Source organism: Streptomyces sp. NBC_00078, assembly GCF_026343335.1.
Classification (GTDB): Bacteria; Actinomycetota; Actinomycetes; order Streptomycetales; family Streptomycetaceae; genus Streptomyces.
The window spans coordinates 7,123,653-7,141,735 of sequence record NZ_JAPELX010000001.1 but is presented as its reverse complement, the minus strand read 5'-3'; the positions used below and the strand labels follow the sequence as shown (position 1 = coordinate 7,141,735).

The following is an 18,083-nucleotide window of genomic DNA, read 5'->3' as shown; positions in this document are numbered from 1 at the left end:
CGGGACTCATCGACGGCTGCCTCACCGAAACAGGCCTGACCCTCAACCCCGGCACCCGAAGCCAATCCGCCAAGGTCGGTAGTCATCCACCGCTCTGGCGAGCGGCTTTGCGAAGCGAGTCCCACAGGGTGTCGATGTGGTCGGGCAGCGTCGTCGTCGCGCCGATGGCGACGCGAATCGCGAAGTGACCGTTGACCGATGTGTGCGTGAGGAAGGAATGCCCTTCGGCGTTGACCGCCTCCATTGCTGCCTTGGTAGCGGCGTCGTCGGGGCGCCCTTCCTGGTCGACGAGGTACATACATACGAGTGCCAGTGATGGCGGGGTGGCCAGGGCGAAGCCCGACTCGCTCTCAATCCGGCCGGCCAAGGAGTTGGCCATAGCGACGTGGCCGCGGATGCTTTCGCGCAGGCCTTCCAGTCCGGCGCCGTGCACCACCGACCAGATCTTCAACGCACGCATACGACGGCCCAACGGGACCTGCCAGTCGCGGTAATCGATGACTTCGCCCGATTCGGTCGCAGCGTTACGCAGGTACTCCGGTGTGATGGACAGCGCTGTGGGCAGCGCTCGGGCATCCCTCACCCACATGAACGAGGCGTCGAAGGCGGTGTAGAACCACTTGTGTGCGTCGGTGCAGAACGAGTCGACAAGGTTCACGCCGTCCAGGAGCCAGCGGAACTCGGGACACAACGCCGCGACTCCTGCCCACGCGGCGTCGACGTGCACCCACGCCTCGTACGCACGCGCTGCCAGCGCGACGTCTCGCACTGGGTCGATGGCACCCGTGCCGGTTGTTCCCACGGTCGGACAGACCATGACCGGCCTCTTTCCGGCGGCCGCGTCCTTGGCCAGCATGTCTGCCAGGGCATCCGCCGACATGGACATCGTGCCCTGGGTAAAGGGGACGATCCGCAATGCTCGCGCGCCGAGCCCGGCCACACGCACGGCCTTGGCCAGTGACGAGTGGGTCTCGGCAGTGACGTACACCGTCTCGGTGCCGTCCACGCCGTGTTCGCGCCAGTCCGGGTTGCTGCGCTGCAGCGCAGCCAGCAGGGCGGCCAACGATGCCGACGAAGCCGAATCCTGCAGCGAACCGCCTCCGCCTCCGGCGAAAGTGAACTCGCGACCAAGGCCCAGGGCATCCGCCAGGCCGTCGAGCAGGACCTGCTCGATCTCCGTCCCGGCCGGCGATGTCGACCAGAGCATTCCCTGTGCTCCGATCCCGCCCGATGCGATGTCACCGAGGAGCGACAGCAGGGAGGCGTTCGCTGGGAAGTAGCCGAAGAAGCCCGGGTGCTGCCAGTGGAGCGACGAGGGGACGACCACGTCGTTGAGCAAGGCGATGAGATCATCGCCCAGCGCCTGGGACGGCTGCTCAGGCAGTTCACGAGGAAGCTGCGCCTTCACGGAGCCCGGTGAGACCTTCGGCCGCACGTGCAGGGAAGGGAGCGAGGTGCGGTATTGGGCGACCCAGTCGACCAACTGGTGGCCCTGGCGGCGGAATTCATCTGGCTCAAGATCAGGCATGCTCTGTCCTAAGAGGTGGTGTTGGTCATGACGAGGGCTGAGCGCCTACCTGGGCGCTGGGGACGATCAGGTGCCCGGGGCGAGCTGGCCGCTACCGGATTCAGAGGGCCTCGATGCCGCGTACCGACTGGTGCCGCACCAGAGCCTGGCGTCTACAGTTGTAGATTAATAGCTCCAATGTAATCCCTTATGGGGTCGCTGGGAAGGGGGCGCCATGGGGACCCCCCTCACGGCGACCGGGAATGACGGCTCTTCGCCCTCGCTCCGTGCGCCCCTGCCGCGAGCACGTGGCGTAAGAGGTTCACCAGGTCACAGGGTTGGGTCTGCGGGTCACGCGACCCCTCGGACTCATCCGCCGTGAGGCCCGCGAGTGCGACCACAGCCCTCAGCATTCAGGCGTCTACCCGTTGGTAAGGTGTCACCATGCCCAAGATCGTGGACCACGACGCGCGGCGTGAAGAGATCATCGAAGCCGTATGGCGCCTTGTCGCGCGGCGAGGGTTCGCGGCGCTGAACATGCGGGATCTCGCCGCCGAAGCTGGATTCACGAACGGTGCGCTCGCACGATACTTTCCCACCAAAGCAGCAATTCTGCGGGCCGCGCTGGAGCGCGCCAATGCGGCCACCGAGCAGCGGGCCGCCCGCACCATCGCCGGAGCCAACGGCCTGAACGCGTTCCGCAAGTTCTGCGTCGAGATCATGCCCCTGGACGACGAGCGTCTCAATGAGGCCCGCGTGGTCATCGGCTTCTGGAATTACGCGGTAGCCGATCAGGAACTGATCGGCGTCTACGACCAGGCGATATCGCGCTGGCGCGATCAGATGCTCTCGTATCTGCACACTGCGGCTGAAGCCGGAGAGATCAACCCATCCTGCGATCTCGATGCGTTCTTGGACCTTGCGATGGCCACGCTGATGGGACTCCAGATCAACGCGATCTTCGCGGCTCGCCTGACCACACCCTCCCGCCAGTTGCGGATACTCGACGGACTCATCGCGGGGTTGCAGACCGGCACCTCATGATTTGAGCACGCAGGCGCAGACGTACTCACCTGTGGATCAGTTGCATCTGATCCGCCCCCCGCAATGACATCGAACCCGTGGCAACCGCCTCGCCAGATGTGCAGCTCTGTCTGCACGTCGGCCGCACCCTGGTCGCACAATTCAGGGCGACCACCAGCACCCGGAATTGACGGCGGTTGTCCAGCATCTCCTGGTGACGTCCAGTACCGGGGCTGCTTCCGCTGCACCTCAGCACCTCAGCACCTCAGCACCTCAGCACCTACGCGACCTCGCCGTCGGCAAGTCCACCACCCCATACGGAAAGCGAAGCCGCCCACGGGCACATCGGCGGCCGATGGCCGAGCGCTCCCTCACTCGGGCTTCGTACAATTTGGGTCCGAACGGTAATGTCGATCCAGTGCGTCGCAGAGACGTCGAAGGGGTGTGCCCGTGCCCGGCCATCGATCCATCACCGAAGCCGAGAAGCTGGCCGCTGCGAAGCTCGGCGGCATCCCGATCCGCCATGAGCAGATGGCTGTGGTGGCCAATATCCACCGGGCGGCCTCGGCGGTACGGCAGCATCTGGAGAACTCCGTACTCCGCGGATCCGATCTCACCTGGACGGCGTTCGTCGTGCTCTGGGTGGTCTGGGTCTGGGGCGAGTCGGAGACCCGGCACGTGGCTGAGGAAGCGGGGATCTCCAAGGGCACACTCACTGGGGTCGCGCGCACGCTGGAGGCTCGGGGGCTAATGCGGCGGGGCGGACATCCCACCGACGGGAGGCTGGTTCTGCTCAGCCTCACGGACGATGGTGAGGAACTGATGCGGCGGGTGTTTCCGCAGTTCAACGAGGAGGAGGCATTCGTGGCCGAGCAGCTGGACGACGACGAGTGCCGCAGCGTCGCGGACGGACTGCGGCGAGTTGTGCTCCAGGTCGAGGAGCACGGCGAGGAGCGTCGGCGCGCCCTGCTGAACGGTGCCGAGCCCGCCCTGCGTCGCAGTGGTCGCCGTCCGAAGCCGAAGGCGTGAGGGGGAGCCCGCGCAGTGGGGCAGCACTCAGCGGGAGAACGCCTCCGCCGCGATGACGGCCGGCGGCGCTCGGAGCCCCCGCGTTACCGGTGACGCGGTGGCAGCGATCCCCCTCCCCGCCGGTGGACCGCGGCAGCTGATCGCATCGGGCGATGGCGATGTCCTGCGGTCCCAGCCCTCGGGCGGCGGTGATGCGCCAGAGCTATGCCGGGAGCGAGGTAGCCGCGGGGGCAGGACTTGTGCGGCGTCCGACGAGGAAGACGGCGGTGAGTTCTCGTGCTGTCAATGGCGGTCGCGTGCGGCGCCTACAAGGGCGTCGAACAGTCCCTGCTGGGCGGGGTCTTCGAGGGCGGTGTCCTCGGGGTGCCACTGGACCGCGGCGAACCAGCCGAGAACTCCGGGCAGTTCGAGCCCTTCCACCGTGTCGTCGGCGGCCCGGGCGGTAATCGTGAGGCCGGCGCCCGTACGGTCGACCCGCTGGTGGTGGTAGCAGGATGCCTCCACCTTCTCGGCGCCGGTGGCCTGTTCCAGCAGCGAACCGCGCCGGATCGCCATCGGGTGCACGACATGTCGGTGCTCGCGGTCCGGACCGCCCATGTCCTGGTGGAGGGTGCCGCCGAGGGCGGTGTTGACGACCTGGAGGCCGCGGCAGATCGCGAGCAGGGGCAGGCCCAGGTCGATGGACTGGCGGGCGACTTCCAGGTCGAAGGCGTCCTGGAGGTCGTCGACGTCGTACACGCTGTCGTGGGTGTCGGTCGCGCCGTAGCGGTACGGGGAGAGATCGCCGCCGCCGGGGAGGAGGACGCCGTCGAAGCGGGCGAGGCGGGCGGCCACGCCGGCGGCGGTGGGCTCGGCGGGGTGGATGGTGGCCGGTTCACCGCCGGCCCGCCAGACCGCCTCGACCAGCGCGCGGGCGTTGACCTCGGCGGCGTAGCGCAGGGCGGAGGTGGAGGCGGCGAAGCGGGCGGGGATCGCGATCAGCGGTCGCGCGGGCGTCGTCACAGCTGGATCCAGGTGGTCTTGAGTTCGGTGTACTTCTCGATGGCGTGGGCGGACTTGTCGCGTCCGTTGCCGGACTGCTTCACGCCGCCGAAGGGCACGGTGAGGTCGCCCTCCTCGTAGCAGTTGACCCAGACCGTGCCGGCCTTCAGCGCGCGCGAGACCTGGTGGGCGGTGGACAGGTCGGAGGTCCACAGCCCGGCGGCCAGGCCGTACTCGGTGTCGTTGGCGAGCGCGACGGCCTCGTCGAGGTCGTCGAAGGTGAGCACGGACAGGACGGGGCCGAAGATCTCCTCACGGGCCAGCCGCATGCCCGGATCCACGTGGTCGAAGACGGTGGGCTGCAGGTAACTGCCGCCGGTGTCGGTGAGTATGCGGCTGCCCCCGGCCCGCAGCCGAGCGCCCTCGTTGAGGCCGGTGCCGATGTGCCCCAGTACGCGCCGCAGGTGGCGCTCACCGACCAGCGCCCCCATCTCGGTCGCCGGGTCGAGCGGGTCACCGATCCGTAGTTCCCGGGCCCGCGCCACGATGGTGTCCGTCACGCGCTCGGCAACAGAGGAGTGGACGAGCAGCCGCGAAGGGGCCGTGCACATCTCGCCCTGGTTGAAGAAGATGCCCCAGGCGGCGGTTTCGGCGGCCTTCTCCAGGTCGGGTGCGTCCGGGAGGATGATGTTGGGTGACTTGCCGCCCAGCTCCAGCCAGACGCGCTTGAGGTTGGAGTCGGCCGCGTACCGCAGGAAGTGCCGCCCGACGGCGGTGGATCCGGTGAAGGCCAGCACGTCGACGTCCGGGTGGAGGCCGATCGCCCGTCCTGCGGTGGGCCCGTCGCCGGTGACGACGTTGAGTACGCCCGGCGGCAGCCCGGCCTCGGTCGCCAGCCGACCGAGCAGCAACGCGGACAGCGGCGAGTTCTCCGACGGCTTGAGCACCACGGTGCAGCCGGCCGCGAGCGCCGGAGCGACCTTCCAGCCCGCCAGTGTGAGAGGGAAGTTCCAGGGGACGACCGCGCCGACGACACCCGCCGGTTCGCGGGTGACCAGGGCGAGCGCGTCGGGCGCGGTGTGCGGCGACTCGTCGGTGAGCTTGTCCGCCAGCTGCCCGTACCACCGAAAGGTGTTGATCGCGGCGCGCAGCTCGATGTCGTACGCGTCCGTGATCGGCTTGCCCATCTCCAGGCTGACCGTCAGCGCCAGCCGGTGACGCTGCTCCTCCAGCAGATCAGCGATCCGCAACAGGACCCGGCCCCGGTCGGCAGGTGCGAGGCGTGGCCACGGCCCCGAGTCGAAGGCCCGGCGCGCGGCGGCCACAGCGGCGTCCACCTCGGCGGGCTGGGCGTCGGCCACGTGCGCCAGCACCTGCCCGTCGCGGGGCGAGAGGGCCGGGTAGGACTGCCCGCCGCCGGGTTCGTCGGCGCCGTCGATGTGGTGCGCACCTGACACGTCCAGTGCCTTGGCCCGGCGCAGCCAGTCTTCGTGGGTGATGTCCAGCATGCGTAGCCTCCAGGTCATGGCATTACGTTTGAATCCAAACGATAAGCCACGGGCGGTCCCCGCAGGGGAGACCGGGGTCTCGACCGGCCTGTCGTTCGGTCGTACCGTCAACGGGTCATGGACGTGCACGGGCGAACTCGCGCCCCTGCGCATGGATCACCACCTCGGCGTACAGGTGCTTGGTGTCTGCTTCGGCGGCCGGGGGTCGACCACCGCGCTCGGTCGGTCAATGCGTCATCGCGCCCGGAGATCGGCCGGCGTTCCAGGTGGGGCGCTTCCTGGGGATGCGAATCCGGAGATCACCAGGGCTATGACGCGCGACTGCCTCGACCACGGCGGCGCGGAGCGGTGCGTACGGCCGGCACGTCGGCCACGTGGCGTAGCGGCCGGCTGACGGCTTCTCACGCACGGACTCAGGGCAAGCCCTCCCCCGGCCCGGAGAGGTCGGTGTGGCCGGTCCGGGCCCGAGGGGGAGGACAAGGACCGGGCCGGCCACACCGCGGGGCAGGCTCAGACGTCGGCCATCGCCCTGCCACGAGTCAGTCGCGCGGCGATGACGCCCAGGACCAGGACCGCCGGGACGGTGAGCTCCAGCCACATCGCCGTGTCCTGGTCCCCGCCGATGAGGGTGGTGAAGTTGGCCAGGATCAGCCAGATGGCACCGGCGATGCCGAGCGCACCCAGGACGGGGGCGATCAGCGTGTTCCAGGCGCGAGTGTCCAGCCGTTCCCGGCGGAAGAACACGACCACCGAGACGGAGGTCAGGAAGTACAGGAGCATGACCGCCAGCACCGCGACCCCACTGAACCAGGAGAAGAGGCTCAGCACCGGGTCCTTGCCCAGCAGCGCGAAGGGCATGACCAACACGAGCGAGATCACGGTCTGCACGCCGCCGGCCACCCAGGGCGAGTGGCGTCGGTTGACCGCGGTCAGCCCGCGCGGCAGCAGGCCGTCGCGGCCGAGCGAGAACAGGTAGCGGTTGGCGGAGTTGTGGAAGGCGAGGACGCCGGCGAAGAGGGAGGTGGTCAGCAGGATGGGCAGCGCGTCGCCTGCCCAGCCGCCGAACTGCGCGGTGATCGGCGCGAAGACCCAGGACGTGGCGTCGCCGCTCTCCAGTGCCTTCCCGGCGGTCGCGGTGGCGTTCGAGGCGCCATGGGCGGAGACCAGCATCCACGAGGTGAAGGCGAAGAAGACGGTGACGACCATGACGGACAGGTACGTGGCCCGGGGGACGGTCCTGCGGGGCTCCCGTGCCTCCTCGCCGTAGATCGCGGTGGCCTCGAAGCCGAACATCGACGCCACAGCGAACATCAGCGCCACGCCCGGTGCCCCCTGCAGGGCCGCATGGGGCGAGAAGCTGTGGGCGAAGCCCAGCCCCTCGGGACCGCCGCCCTTGAAGAGGGTCACCAGGGCGAAGACGAACAGGATGCTGAACTCGGCCAGGACGAAGACGGCGAGGATCTTGGCGCCCATCTCGATCCCGGCGGCACCGAGGATCTGGACGATCACCATGGTGACCAGGACCCAGACCCACCACGGTGCGCTCAGCCCCGTGTACTGCTCGACCAGGCCGCTGACGATGAAGCCGTACAAGCCGTACATGGCGGCCTGGACCGCACAGTAGGCGAAGAGCGCGACTCCTGCGCTCCCGGAGCCGATGGGGCGGCCGAGCCCCTTGCCGATGTAGGTGTAGAAGGCGCCGGCGTCCACGACATGTCGCCCCATGGCGACGAAGCCGACGGAGAACAGCAGGATGACGGCGCCGACCGCGGCATACGCGGCGGGCGCACCCGCGCCGTTGCCGATGGCGACGGCGATGGGCACGGCACCGGCTATGCCGGTCAGCGGCGCCTGCGCGGAGAGAACGAAGAAGAGGATTCCCAGAACACCGAGGGAGTTGGGTTTGAGCCGCCCTGCAGCGGAGGGGCTCTGCACGGTCTGTGTTGGTTCGACCGTCTGACTGTCCACGCGGATCACCTGCCTGGAAGGGAGAGGTTTCGTTTCGAGCCAAACGAGTTGCTTCATAGTGGGCTGGAACTATCCAGATGGCAAGGGTTTGTGTGGTGTTTTTAGGCCACCACATCGTCTGTACGAGGCCTGGCCGAGGTGGCATCCGAGCCGAACGAGGCCCCGGGCGCCAAGCGTCCGGGGCCTCGCCTCACATCAGGCAGGTCGGCGAGTCAGGCGCCGCTGTCGCCCGCACTCTCGCCGTCTGCGTCGGCGTCGAGCAACCGCAGCAGGGAGCGGAGCTCCTCGATGGCCGCGTCAGTGACCTCGGGTCCGCCGCCCAGAACGAGCTGGTGCAGGACGAGACCGTCGAGGGCGGCGAAGACCAGTCGCGTCATCGCCCGGTTCGCACCCTCGGGGAGTATCCGGGACAGCTCCCGCTCGGTGGCATCGAAGTACTCGTCGTACAGCCCACGGATCAGCGGCAGCAGCTCCGGCCTTCGCCGGGATTCGAGCAGCAGCTCGTACTGGAAGACCTGGGTGTCCGGATCGGCCGTGACCATCTCGGACACTCCGGTCGAGAAGTCGGACACCTTGCCGGTCCCCGGCTCGACCGCGCTGACGCTCAGGCTGGAGCGTACGGTGTGGGCGAGCGCCTCCTCGATCAGCGCGTCGCGGGTGCCGAAGTGGTGGACGACAAGACCGTGGGTGACCCCTGCCTCCTCCGCCACCGCGCGATAGGTGAGCTTGCGCAGACCGCCCCGGGCCACCACTCGCACGGCCGCGTTGAGCAGGGCCTCCCGGCCCTCCCCGTAGTTCACCCGCTTGCGCGGCCTGGGGCCCTCAGGGGTCCCGGTGGCTTCGGTCATGGGTGCGACCCTACCGGCCCGTACACGCACGGCGGCCTCTCCCCTGCCCGGCCGCACGGGACGGACAGGTGAAGCACCGCGCCGGGCGCCGTCGCGGCAGGCCGGGTGCGGTTCCGCCCACGGTGGGCATCAGCGCCTGGGGGACCGGATACCGCGGAACTCCCAGTCGCCGCCGAGCGCGGTGGACAGGACCTCTTCCGATTCGGTGGGCTGGGCTCCGACGTCCGCACGGATCGGGGTGGGGCCGGTGACGATGTGGTTGGTGAGCCGCCCCAGGCCCTCGACCTCGACCTCGACGACGTCACCGGGCTGGACAGGGCGGGAGTTGGCCGGGGTACCGGAGAGCAGCACGTCGCCGGGGTGGAGAGTGATGGTGCGCGCGATGTCGGCGACGAGGTAGTGCATGTCCCACTCCATCTCATCCGTCGAACCGTCCTGGACGACCTCGCCGTTGACGTACGTGCGCAGGTACTTGCCGTGGAAGTCCCAGTCGGTGACCAGGCCCGGGCCGAGCGGACACAGGGTGTCGGAGCCCTTCACCCGCAGCATCGAACCGGCGTCGGTGTCGCGGAAGTCGTGCAGGCCGTAGTCGTTGGCGACGGTGTAGCCCGCGATGTACTCGCCCGCCTCGGCAGGGGAGATGTTGCGCGCGGTCCGGCCGATGACGATCGCCACCTCTCCCTCGTAGTTGAGCCACTTACAGCCCTCGGGGCGGACGATGGCGCCCTTGTGGGAGTTGAGGGCGGAGGTCGGCTTGTGGAAGTACGTCGGCGTCGGGGTCAGCTGGATCTGGAACTCGTCGACCCGGCTGCGGTGGTTGAGGTGAACGGCGACGACCTTGGACGGCACGACCGGCGGCAGGTGCTGGGCGTCCTCGATCTTGACCCGGCGGCCGTCCCCGGCGACGAGTTCGTCACCGTCACGGACGGTCTCGACGGCGGCTCCGTCGAGGAGGACACGGCGGTATTCGGGCATGGCGGGGCCTTTCTAGGAGCGGCTGTGCGGGGTGCGCGGAGAGGCGGACGCGGGCGCGCCGGTGCCGGTCCAGCCCTCGGCCGGGCGGTCGAACCAGAGGTGGACCTGGCCGGTGCCGATGGAGTTCTCGTACTCGCCGTACTGACGTGCCTCGGCGACGCATGCCTGCTCGCCGAGGGCGCCGGCCATCATCAGGTAGTGGTAGAAGCGGGCCTCGGGCTTGTACTTCCAGAACTCGTCCATGGTGTCGAGGACCTTGCCGTGGCGGCCCTCCTTGAACCAGGCGATGCGCTCGTAGTCGGCATCGCGGGCCTCGGACGTGAAGATGTGGCCGGGGTCGCTCGACTCGTGGTCGCGAAGCTCGCGCAGCGGCCAGAAGGTGTGCGACAGCGCTCCGGAGGCGATCAGCAGCACGCGGCGGCCAGGCGTGGCGGCGATACCGTCCGCCAGGGCGCGGCCGAGCCGCAGGTGGTCCTCCATGTCACCGGTCTGGCAGACGCCGATGGTCACCCATCGCTTGTCCGGCAGCCCCTCGCCGAGGAACTTCCACAGGTTGATGGTGGCGTAGTAGATCGGGAGGTACTCGTCGTCGATCGCGGTGACCCAGGTGCCGTGCTTGTCGGCGAACCGGGCGATGTTGTGGGCCAGTTCGGGATCACCCGGGAAGTCGTACGGCATCCGGCACATGCCGCGCGGCAGTTCCTCGGAGGTGAACAGTCCGGCCCTGCGCCGCTGGGCGGTGACGACGAACTCGACGGTGGTGGCCCAGTGCGAGTCCAGGACCACGACGGTGTCGTAGTCGTCACTGTCGAAGACGTCCTCGCGGAGCTGTCGCAAGCCGGTGACGAGGGTGATCTCCTTGCCCTGGTTCAGCTCGAGCCGGTCCCCCTCCGGCAGCACGATGGTGGGGACGTGGGCGAGCAGACCCGCCCCGACGATTTCACCCATGGTCTTGCCATCCGTTCGGCGCGGTGACGGTGTTCTTGACGTCGCAGTAGAAGTCGAAGCTCCATGTGCCGCCCTCCCGGCCGACGCCCGAGTGGCGGGAGCCGCCGAAGGGAGCCTGGAGGTCGCGTACGAAGAAGCAGTTGACCCAGACCGTGCCCGCGACGAGCCGCGCGGTGACCCGCTCGGCACGCTGGTGGTCCCCGGTGACGAGGGTGGCGGCCAGACCGAAGCGTGTGTCGTTGGCGAGGCGCACGGCCTCTTCCTCGTCGCCGAAGGTCTGGAGCGTCAGGACCGGACCGAAGACCTCTTCCTGCACGATCTCCGAGTCCTGGGCGACGTCGGTGAGGAGGGTCGGCTCGTAGTACAGCCGGTCCTTGCGCTTGCCGCCGATGACCGCGCGAGCCCCGTCGTCGAGCGCGCGACGCACGAAACCGTCGATCTTCTCCAGCTGGCGCGGGTGGATGCTGGGGCCGAGATCGGTGCCCTCGTCGCGCGAGTCACCCTGCCTGAGCCGGCTCGCCTTTTCCACGAACCGGCGGGTGAACTCGTCCGAGACCGTCTCCTCGACAAGGATGCGGGTCGCGGCCAGGCATACCTGTCCGGCGTTGTCGTACTGCTCCACCGCCAGGTCCACGGCGAGGTCGAGGTCCGCGTCGGCGAAGACCAACAGCGGTGACTTTCCGCCGAGTTCGAGGCTGAGAGGGGTGAGGTTGGCGGCGGCCGCCCGGGCGATGTGCCGGGCGGTGGGCACGGAACCGGTGAAGCTGATCCGGCGGACGTCCGGGTGCGAGACGAGAGCGTTGCCGACCTCGGTGCCGTATCCCTGCACGACGTTGAGGACACCGGCCGGCAGCCCTGCCTCGGCCGCGATGTCGGCGAGCAGCGAAGCAGTGAGCGGGGACCACTCGGCGGGCTTGAGGATCACCGTGTTCCCGGCGGCCAGCGCCGGGGCGACCTTCCAGGTGGCCAGCATCAGCGGGGCGTTCCACGGCGTGATCAGCACGCACGGGCCCGCCGGGTCCCAGCTCACGTGGTTGGTGTGGCCGCGGCCCGCGGCGGAGCCGCTCGTGTGCGTCGTGAAGTCCTCGTGCTCCAGCTTCAGCAGCCAGTCGGCGAAGAAGCGGAAGTTGTGCGCCACGCGCGGCATCACACCGCGGCGGTGGGAACGCAGGAGGGCGCCGTTGTCGAGCGTCTCGACATTGGCGAGGTCCTCGATGCGCTTCTCGACTCCGTCGGCGATGGCGTGCAGGATGCGGGCACGCTCTGCGCGCGACGTGGCGGCCCAGGCGGGAAAGGCGGCGCGAGCGGCGGCGACGGCCGCCGCGGCCTCCGTCGCCGTGCCCCGGGAGATCTCCCCGAGGGTGCTTCCGTCGATCGGCGACACGTCGGCGAACGTCTCGACGGACGCCACGCGTTCGCCGCCGATCCAGTGCCGGGTGTCGACGGCGACCCCGGCCACCGTGGTGATGTGCTCGGTCATGTCCGGTCTCCAGGTCTTCTGATGTGTAAGGGGGGTTACTCGGCCTCGGAGGTGCCGGATTCCAGCAGTCGACCGCCGTCCCAGACGACGCCCACCTGCCGGTAGTACGCGGCGATCGGCTCTCGGATCTCCAGCCGGGCCAGCTCTTCCGTCGGCGCCTCGAACAGCTCCAGTTCCGCGTCGCCGACCCACGGCTGTCCGGCCTCGAAGGACGCGGCGCCGGTCTCGATCAACTCGTCGAGCGCGAGGCCCTTGCCGTTCTCGATGGAGGGAAGCCAGCGGTGGTGGGCCATCGGGTGGCCGTTGACGAAGCCGTTGGTCTCGGACGGCTCGCGCAGGGTCACCACCGTCTGGGCCAGGCGTCGGTCGGCGGCGGCGAGGGTCGCGCCGAAGCGGGCGCCGGCCTCGATGCGCGGGGCCGGACCGTAGGGGTGCGGCCGCGTCTGGTGGATCGAACCGAGCTTCTTCGGGTAGCCCTGGTGCAGCCCGCGCGCGATCGCGAAGTCCTTGTCGACCCAGATGTGGACGCAGCGCGAGTACGTCCGCCCCTGGTACGAGCAGCGGACGACGGCGAAGGCCTCCTTGTACTGGGCGCGCACCGGGTCCAGCAGCTCCTCCTTCGTACCGGAGCAGGACTGCCAGTCGGCCCAGATCAGCGCGACCGCGCCCGGGTCCTCCTCGGCGAGTCCCAGCGGTGCGGGCAGCAACTCCCGTACACGTGCGGGATCTGTGCGGTACTCGATCGTGAGCAGGTCGCCGGAGTAGTGCCAGGGGGGTGAGGGGATCAGGGACGACGATCCGGTCGCCGTCTTGGGGTGGAAGTAACCACGGACGCTGGCCATGACGTTGGTTCCTTACGCGGTGAGGGCGGGCTGCTTGAGCATCTGGGCGCGGTAGCGGGTGGCGCCGGTGGCGGCGGCTGAGCCACCGAGGGCGACGACGCCGACGAGCTGCCCGCCGTCGGCGTGGTAACCGACGATCATGTCGCCGCCCGGATCGCCGGCCAGGACGCGGATGTCGGCGAGGCCGAGTACGGGGGAACCGAAGGACTGCAGCCGGAAGTCGTGCTGGTCGCTCCAGAAGGTGGGCAGCGGCGCGAACGGCGGCAAGCCGGCTTCCGCACCCGTGAGATGAGCCATCAGTGCCTTGGCCGCATGCTTCGCGGTGTCGCCGGGGATCGACCAGTGCTCGACCCGGCGCGGTACGCCGTCGTAGCGGGCATTGGGGAAGCGGGCGACGTCGCCGACCGCGACGACGTACGGCAGTCCGCCGACCCGCAGCTGCCCGTCCGTGAGCACGCCGTCTGTCAGGTCGAGACCGTTGCCGTCGAGCCACTCGGTGTTGGCGACGGAGCCGACCGACTCCACGACCACATCGGCCGGGAGCACCGTCCCGTCGCTCAGTACGACCCCGGTGACGTGTTCCTCGCCCTCGAACCCCGAGACACCCGCACCGAGAGCGAAGCGCACACCACGTTCCTCGTGCCGCCCCAGCAGCGCGCGGGCCGGCAGCTCGCCGAGTGGTCCGACCATGGGCAGCGGCAGTGGGTCGACCACGGTGACGTCCGTGACGCCGAGACCGACCGCGGTGGCGGCCACCTCGCAGCCGATGAACCCGGCACCGATGACGACGACCCGGGCGCCCGGCCGGACCAGCTCCGCCCGCAGGGCCTGAGCGTCACCGAAAGTCCGTACGGTGTGACGGCCGACCGCGGGGCCCTCGCAGCGCAGGCGCCGGGGACGCATACCCGTGGCGACGACCAGTCCGTCGAAGGGCAGCTCCTCGCCGCTGTCGAGCACGACGACCCGCTCGGCGAGTCGGGCGCTCGTGACGCTCGTACCGAGCCGCCACTCCACGTCGGCCGCGCTTGCCTTGGGAGTGAAGGCCAGGGACTCGAACGACGCCTTTCCGGCCAGCGCTTCCTTGGAGAGAGGCGGCCGGTTGTACGGCATGTGGGGCTCGTCCCCGATCACGGTGATCGCGCCGGTCCACCCGGCGCCGCGGAGTTGTTCGGCCGCGCGCAGGCCGCCCATGGAGGCCCCGGCGACGAGGATGCGCTGCGTCGTCATGCCGCTCAGTCCTCGATCCGGATGGCCTGCAGCGGACAGACGTCCGCGGCCTCCTCGGCCTCGTCGCGCAGGGTGTCGTCCGGGTCGCTGACGTAGGCCAGCCGTCCGTTGTCGTCCAGCTGGAAAACGTCGGGGGCCGCGAAGACGCACTGTCCGTGGTCCTTGCACTTGTTCATGTCGACGACGACCTTCATTGCCGGTCCTCCTGGAAGGTGGGTGCGCCGGAGCGGGCGGGAGAGAGGGGCAGGGGCGGGATGGAAGGGCCCGGCCTGTGGCCGGGCCCCCAGCCACAGGGGTACGGGAAGCCGGACCCCTGACTCGTTTGGCTTCAAACAACATAGGAAGCCGCCACGCTCTGGTCAATACCTATCCGGATGGATAAATTCTTTGCCACACCCCCTTGCGGGAAGGTGGCCACCTCCATACCGTTTGGCTTCAAATGATTGACCGGGGCTTCACGACCGCGCCATCGCTCGGCGCCCCGGGTCCAGTCTTCGCTCCGCCACCCTCCCCCCGGGCTCGACGCCCGAGAGGTGCCCCGAATCCGCCGAGGAGACATCGGTGAGCGCTCACGACACCCCATCCGTCCGTCGGCACCAGGACCGGCTCGCCGCCGAGGGCATCGACGTGGTCCGGGTCACCTACCCCGACCTCATCGGCACCGACCGCGCCCGCGACGTGCTGCTCGACCACCTGCCGTCGGCCTGCGAGCACGGCCTGGCCTTCTGCCGCGCCGTCTACCACACCACCCCGCGCGGCGACGTCGTGGCGATCGAGGGCGGCATCGATGCCGGCCTGCCCGACATCTCCGTGCGACCAGACCTGAGCACCCTCGCACGCGTGCCCTGGGAGCCCGGCGTCGCATGGTGTCTCGGTGACACGACCGACCCGGCGACCGGCGGCCCGGCCGCGGAGTCGCCGCGCGATCTGCTGCGCTCGGTGCTGGCCCGATGTACGGACGCGGGTCTGAGCCCGGTCGTCGGCCCGGAGCTGGAGTACTTCCTCCTCGAAGAGGACGCCACCGCGCCGAACGGCTGGCGGCGCAGCCCCACCGTCACCGGGTCCGTCTACACCGCCGGCCTGCGCGCCGACCCCGACAACCACCTGCTGCGTACCCTGCGACAGCTGCGCGACCTCGGCCTCGGCGTCATCACCGGCAACCACGAGTTCGACGGCGGCCAGTACGAGATCAACCTGACCCACTCCGACGCCCTGGACGCCGCCGACCGGGCGTTCCGCTTCAAGGCCGCTGTCAAGGAACTGGCTCGCAAGGAAGGCAAGTTGGCCACCTTCATGGCCAAGCCCTTCAACGATTCGGGCGGCTCCGGCTTCCACCTGCACTTCTCCTGCGTCGACGCCGACGGCCGCAACGTCTTCGATGACCCGGCCGGCGCCTTCGGTCTCTCCGGCAACGCCCGGCACGCCATCGCCGGCATCCTCGCGCACGCCCCGGCGCTCGCCGCGCTGCTCAACCCGACCGTCAATTCGTACAAGCGCTTCGGGCCCGACACCCTCGCGCCCTGGTTGATCAACTGGGGCCTGGACAACCGAAGCGCCATGGTCCGCATCCCGCCCGAGCGCGGCTCCGGCGCCCGCCTGGAGGTACGGCTCGGCGACGCCGGCGCCAACCCGTATCTCGCGATCGCCGCTCTCACCGCCGCCGCCCTGCTCGGCGTCCAGGAGGGCAAGGAGCCGCCCGCACCGCTGGAGGGCTACGGCTACGACCCGGAGAAGTCCCAGGTCCTGCCGATGAACCTGACCGCCGCGCTCGACGCCCTCGAAGCCGACGAAGCGCTCATCGAACTGCTGGGCAAGGACTTCACCGCGTCCTTCCTCGCCTACAAGCGCGACGAGGCCGAACGCTTCCAACGACACGTCACCGACTGGGAGTTCGCCGAGTACTCCTACCACCTCTGAGCACCCCGCCAGGAGCACACCATGACGAGCACCCTGAACACCACCGACACCCACCACGCCCCCGGCGACCCGATGCCGCTGGACGAGGTCGACCTCGCCGACAACGACAAGTTCCTCGACGGCGTCACCCCCTGGCGCATGTTCCACACCCTGCGCCACCAGGACCCGGTCCACTGGCAACCGGAGCCTGAGCCCAACCAGGGCTTCTGGGCCGTCACCCGGCACGAGGACATCGCCCGCGTGGGACGCGACCCGCAGACCTTCACCTCCACGAAGTTCGCCAACCTCGAAGAACTCGACGACGACCAGATCAAGAAGCGCGCCTCCATCCTGGAACTGGACGGCGTACGCCACCGCGCGATGCGCAGCCTGCTGCAGCGTCAGTTCGGCCAGGGCGTCATCAACGAGTACGCCGACTTCCTGCGCGGCCTGACCGCCAGGACGCTGGACACGGCCCTCGCCAAGGGCACGTTCGACTTCGTCGCCGACGTCGCCGCCGACTTCCCCATCAACGTCCTCGCCCGGCTCCTCGACGTCCCCCCGGAGGACAACCAGCAGCTCATCGACTGGGGCAACCGGATTATGGGCAACACGGACCCCGACTACGCCGATGTCCTCCTCCACAGCGAGGAGAGCGAGCAGTACAAGGATCTGCCCTTCCGCAGCCCGGCCTCGATGGAGGTCTTCGAGTACGGACGGGAGTTGGCCCGGCAGCGGCGGGGCGGCACCGGCACCGACCTGATCTCCAGACTCGTCAACGAGACCCCGCGCGACGGCGTCCCGCTCTCCGCGCAGGACTTCGACAACTACTTCCTGCTGCTGGTCGTGGCCGGCAACGAGACCACCCGGCACACCATCTCGCACTCCATGCTGGCCCTCATCCAGCACCCCGAGCAGCTGACCAGGCTCCAGGAAGACCCCTCTCTCATCCCGGTCGCCGTCGAGGAGTTCCTGCGCTGGGCCACGCCCGTCTACCACTTCCGCCGTACCGCGACACGCGACGTCGAACTCGGCGGCAAGCGGGTGAAGGAGGGCGACAAGGTCGTCATGTGGTACGCCTCCGGCAACCGCGACGAAGAGGTCTTCGGCAACCCGTACGACTTCGACGTCACCCGCCAGGACAACGACCACCTCACCTTCGGCAAGGGCGGCCCCCACCTGTGCCTGGGCAACCTGCTCGCCCGCACCGAGATCCGCATCATGTTCGAGGAACTGATCCCGCGCCTCGCCGGCATCCGCCTCGCCGGCGACGTCCCCCGGGTCCGCTCCAACTTCGTCAACGGCATCAAGAAACTGCCGGTCGAGGTCACCCTCGCCTGACCGCCTGTACACAAGCTGTGGCCACCCGGACCGCTGGGTGCCCACAGCTCTGTGTGTTTGCGGCGGCAACACTCTGAGCGCGGCCGTTCGGAAGGGCATGGTCGCACCAAATGGTCTTGCCGTTCGGGGCTCTGCCGGTCTTCCATCTCCCGGTGAGCTGGGCGACCAAGCCCGGCTCCAGCGCCCGCCTCACGTCTCGGCAACAGGCGGATCGGCCGCATCGACGCCGCCGACGCGTCGTGGACGTTCATGCTCTTCCTCAACGCCACGACTACAGCAGTGATGGCCTGCGCTGGGGTGGCCCGGGCGAGGCCCACCACGAATCCGGCCTCGAGTCGAAGCGGCATTGACCCCGAATAATGCGATATGCGTCCGGCAAGATCGCTCAACCTTCGATGAGAATCACTCAACCTTCGCTGCGACAGGTCACTCGTTGTGACGTCCGGCACGACTTGGCCCCCTTGGCCCACCCGCCGATCATCCGGCCGGACCGGTGCCTCGGCGCGGGGA

Annotated in this window: 15 protein-coding genes; 4 read left to right on the top strand and 11 right to left on the bottom strand. The window is 69.2% G+C overall.

The annotated features are described in order from the left end of the window. Positions 1–82 precede the first annotated feature (82 nt). Entirely contained in the window at positions 83–1,528 is a 1,446-nt protein-coding gene (locus OOK07_RS33405) for a pyridoxal phosphate-dependent decarboxylase family protein (RefSeq protein ID WP_266800171.1), read from the bottom strand. A gap of 423 nt (positions 1,529–1,951) precedes the next feature. Between OOK07_RS33405 and OOK07_RS33400 the strand changes: the two genes are divergently transcribed. Together OOK07_RS33400 and OOK07_RS33395 are read left to right on the top strand one after the other, a co-directional pair. Continuing rightward, positions 1,952–2,551, top strand: coding sequence for a TetR/AcrR family transcriptional regulator (locus tag OOK07_RS33400; protein WP_189151489.1), 600 nt, complete (start codon positions 1,952–1,954; stop codon positions 2,549–2,551). A gap of 429 nt (positions 2,552–2,980) precedes the next feature. Beyond that, a complete protein-coding gene (locus OOK07_RS33395; RefSeq protein WP_266685527.1) occupies positions 2,981–3,559 on the top strand; it encodes a MarR family winged helix-turn-helix transcriptional regulator in 579 nt (192 codons plus the stop codon). A 282-nt stretch (positions 3,560–3,841) separates the two neighbouring features. On the opposite strand, the gene OOK07_RS33390 is transcribed toward OOK07_RS33395, so the two are convergent. From OOK07_RS33390 to OOK07_RS33345, 10 genes are all read right to left on the bottom strand, one after another. Continuing rightward, positions 3,842–4,561: a gamma-glutamyl-gamma-aminobutyrate hydrolase family protein gene (locus OOK07_RS33390; RefSeq protein WP_266685525.1), complete on the bottom strand. Its 720-nt coding sequence runs from the start codon at positions 4,559–4,561 to the stop codon at positions 3,842–3,844. After that, positions 4,558–6,048 (bottom strand): aldehyde dehydrogenase, encoded by a 1,491-nt coding sequence (locus OOK07_RS33385; protein ID WP_266800169.1) that lies wholly within the window; start codon positions 6,046–6,048, stop codon positions 4,558–4,560. Before OOK07_RS33385 ends, OOK07_RS33390 begins: the two co-directional genes overlap by 4 nt. A gap of 510 nt (positions 6,049–6,558) precedes the next feature. Beyond that, positions 6,559–8,016 carry an APC family permease gene (locus tag OOK07_RS33380; RefSeq protein ID WP_406312756.1) on the bottom strand — a complete coding sequence of 486 codons (1,458 nt, stop codon included), beginning with the start codon at positions 8,014–8,016 and terminating at the stop codon, positions 6,559–6,561. A 212-nt stretch (positions 8,017–8,228) separates the two neighbouring features. Further along, a complete protein-coding gene (locus OOK07_RS33375) occupies positions 8,229–8,864 on the bottom strand; it encodes a TetR/AcrR family transcriptional regulator (protein ID WP_266800167.1) in 636 nt (211 codons plus the stop codon). A 129-nt stretch (positions 8,865–8,993) separates the two neighbouring features. Next, positions 8,994–9,839 (bottom strand): fumarylacetoacetate hydrolase family protein, encoded by an 846-nt coding sequence (locus tag OOK07_RS33370; protein WP_266800166.1) that lies wholly within the window; start codon positions 9,837–9,839, stop codon positions 8,994–8,996. A gap of 12 nt (positions 9,840–9,851) precedes the next feature. Continuing rightward, on the bottom strand, positions 9,852–10,787 hold the full coding sequence (locus OOK07_RS33365; RefSeq protein ID WP_266800165.1) for a 3,4-dihydroxyphenylacetate 2,3-dioxygenase: 936 nt from the start codon (positions 10,785–10,787) through the stop codon (positions 9,852–9,854). Beyond that, positions 10,780–12,267 carry an aldehyde dehydrogenase gene (locus tag OOK07_RS33360; protein WP_266800163.1) on the bottom strand — a complete coding sequence of 496 codons (1,488 nt, stop codon included), beginning with the start codon at positions 12,265–12,267 and terminating at the stop codon, positions 10,780–10,782. The genes OOK07_RS33365 and OOK07_RS33360 overlap by 8 nt, the downstream gene beginning before the upstream one ends. A 35-nt stretch (positions 12,268–12,302) precedes the next feature. Next, a complete protein-coding gene (locus OOK07_RS33355) occupies positions 12,303–13,109 on the bottom strand; it encodes an acetoacetate decarboxylase family protein (protein WP_266800161.1) in 807 nt (268 codons plus the stop codon). Positions 13,110–13,121: 12 nt separating this feature from the next. Then, a complete protein-coding gene (locus OOK07_RS33350) occupies positions 13,122–14,336 on the bottom strand; it encodes an NAD(P)/FAD-dependent oxidoreductase (RefSeq protein ID WP_266800159.1) in 1,215 nt (404 codons plus the stop codon). A gap of 5 nt (positions 14,337–14,341) precedes the next feature. Beyond that, positions 14,342–14,530 carry a ferredoxin gene (locus OOK07_RS33345; protein ID WP_266800157.1) on the bottom strand — a complete coding sequence of 63 codons (189 nt, stop codon included), beginning with the start codon at positions 14,528–14,530 and terminating at the stop codon, positions 14,342–14,344. A 367-nt stretch (positions 14,531–14,897) separates the two neighbouring features. Here OOK07_RS33345 and OOK07_RS33340 point away from each other — a divergent pair, with 367 nt between their 5' ends. Then, positions 14,898–16,253 carry a glutamine synthetase family protein gene (locus OOK07_RS33340; protein WP_266800154.1) on the top strand — a complete coding sequence of 452 codons (1,356 nt, stop codon included), beginning with the start codon at positions 14,898–14,900 and terminating at the stop codon, positions 16,251–16,253. Positions 16,254–16,274: 21 nt separating this feature from the next. After that, the gene (locus OOK07_RS33335) at positions 16,275–17,573 is read left to right on the top strand and encodes a cytochrome P450 (RefSeq protein WP_266800152.1); all 1,299 of its coding nucleotides are present in this window, start codon (positions 16,275–16,277) and stop codon (positions 17,571–17,573) included. The last annotated feature ends 510 nt before the right edge of the window (positions 17,574–18,083 follow it).

Bases quoted from the DNA above. Each gene is read 5' to 3' on its own strand.
- OOK07_RS33355 (WP_266800161.1), bottom strand. From the start codon at position 13,109: ATGGCCAGCGTCCGTGGTTACTTCCACCCCAAGACGGCGACCGGATCG.
- OOK07_RS33405 (WP_266800171.1), bottom strand. From the start codon at position 1,528: ATGCCTGATCTTGAGCCAGATGAATTCCGCCGCCAGGGCCACCAGTTG.
- OOK07_RS33365 (WP_266800165.1), bottom strand. From the start codon at position 10,787: ATGGGTGAAATCGTCGGGGCGGGTCTGCTCGCCCACGTCCCCACCATC.
- OOK07_RS33350 (WP_266800159.1), bottom strand. From the start codon at position 14,336: ATGACGACGCAGCGCATCCTCGTCGCCGGGGCCTCCATGGGCGGCCTG.
- OOK07_RS33360 (WP_266800163.1), bottom strand. From the start codon at position 12,267: ATGACCGAGCACATCACCACGGTGGCCGGGGTCGCCGTCGACACCCGG.
- OOK07_RS33400 (WP_189151489.1), top strand. From the start codon at position 1,952: ATGCCCAAGATCGTGGACCACGACGCGCGGCGTGAAGAGATCATCGAA.
- OOK07_RS33370 (WP_266800166.1), bottom strand. From the start codon at position 9,839: ATGCCCGAATACCGCCGTGTCCTCCTCGACGGAGCCGCCGTCGAGACC.
- OOK07_RS33385 (WP_266800169.1), bottom strand. From the start codon at position 6,048: ATGCTGGACATCACCCACGAAGACTGGCTGCGCCGGGCCAAGGCACTG.
- OOK07_RS33335 (WP_266800152.1), top strand. From the start codon at position 16,275: ATGACGAGCACCCTGAACACCACCGACACCCACCACGCCCCCGGCGAC.
- OOK07_RS33345 (WP_266800157.1), bottom strand. From the start codon at position 14,530: ATGAAGGTCGTCGTCGACATGAACAAGTGCAAGGACCACGGACAGTGC.
- OOK07_RS33375 (WP_266800167.1), bottom strand. From the start codon at position 8,864: ATGACCGAAGCCACCGGGACCCCTGAGGGCCCCAGGCCGCGCAAGCGG.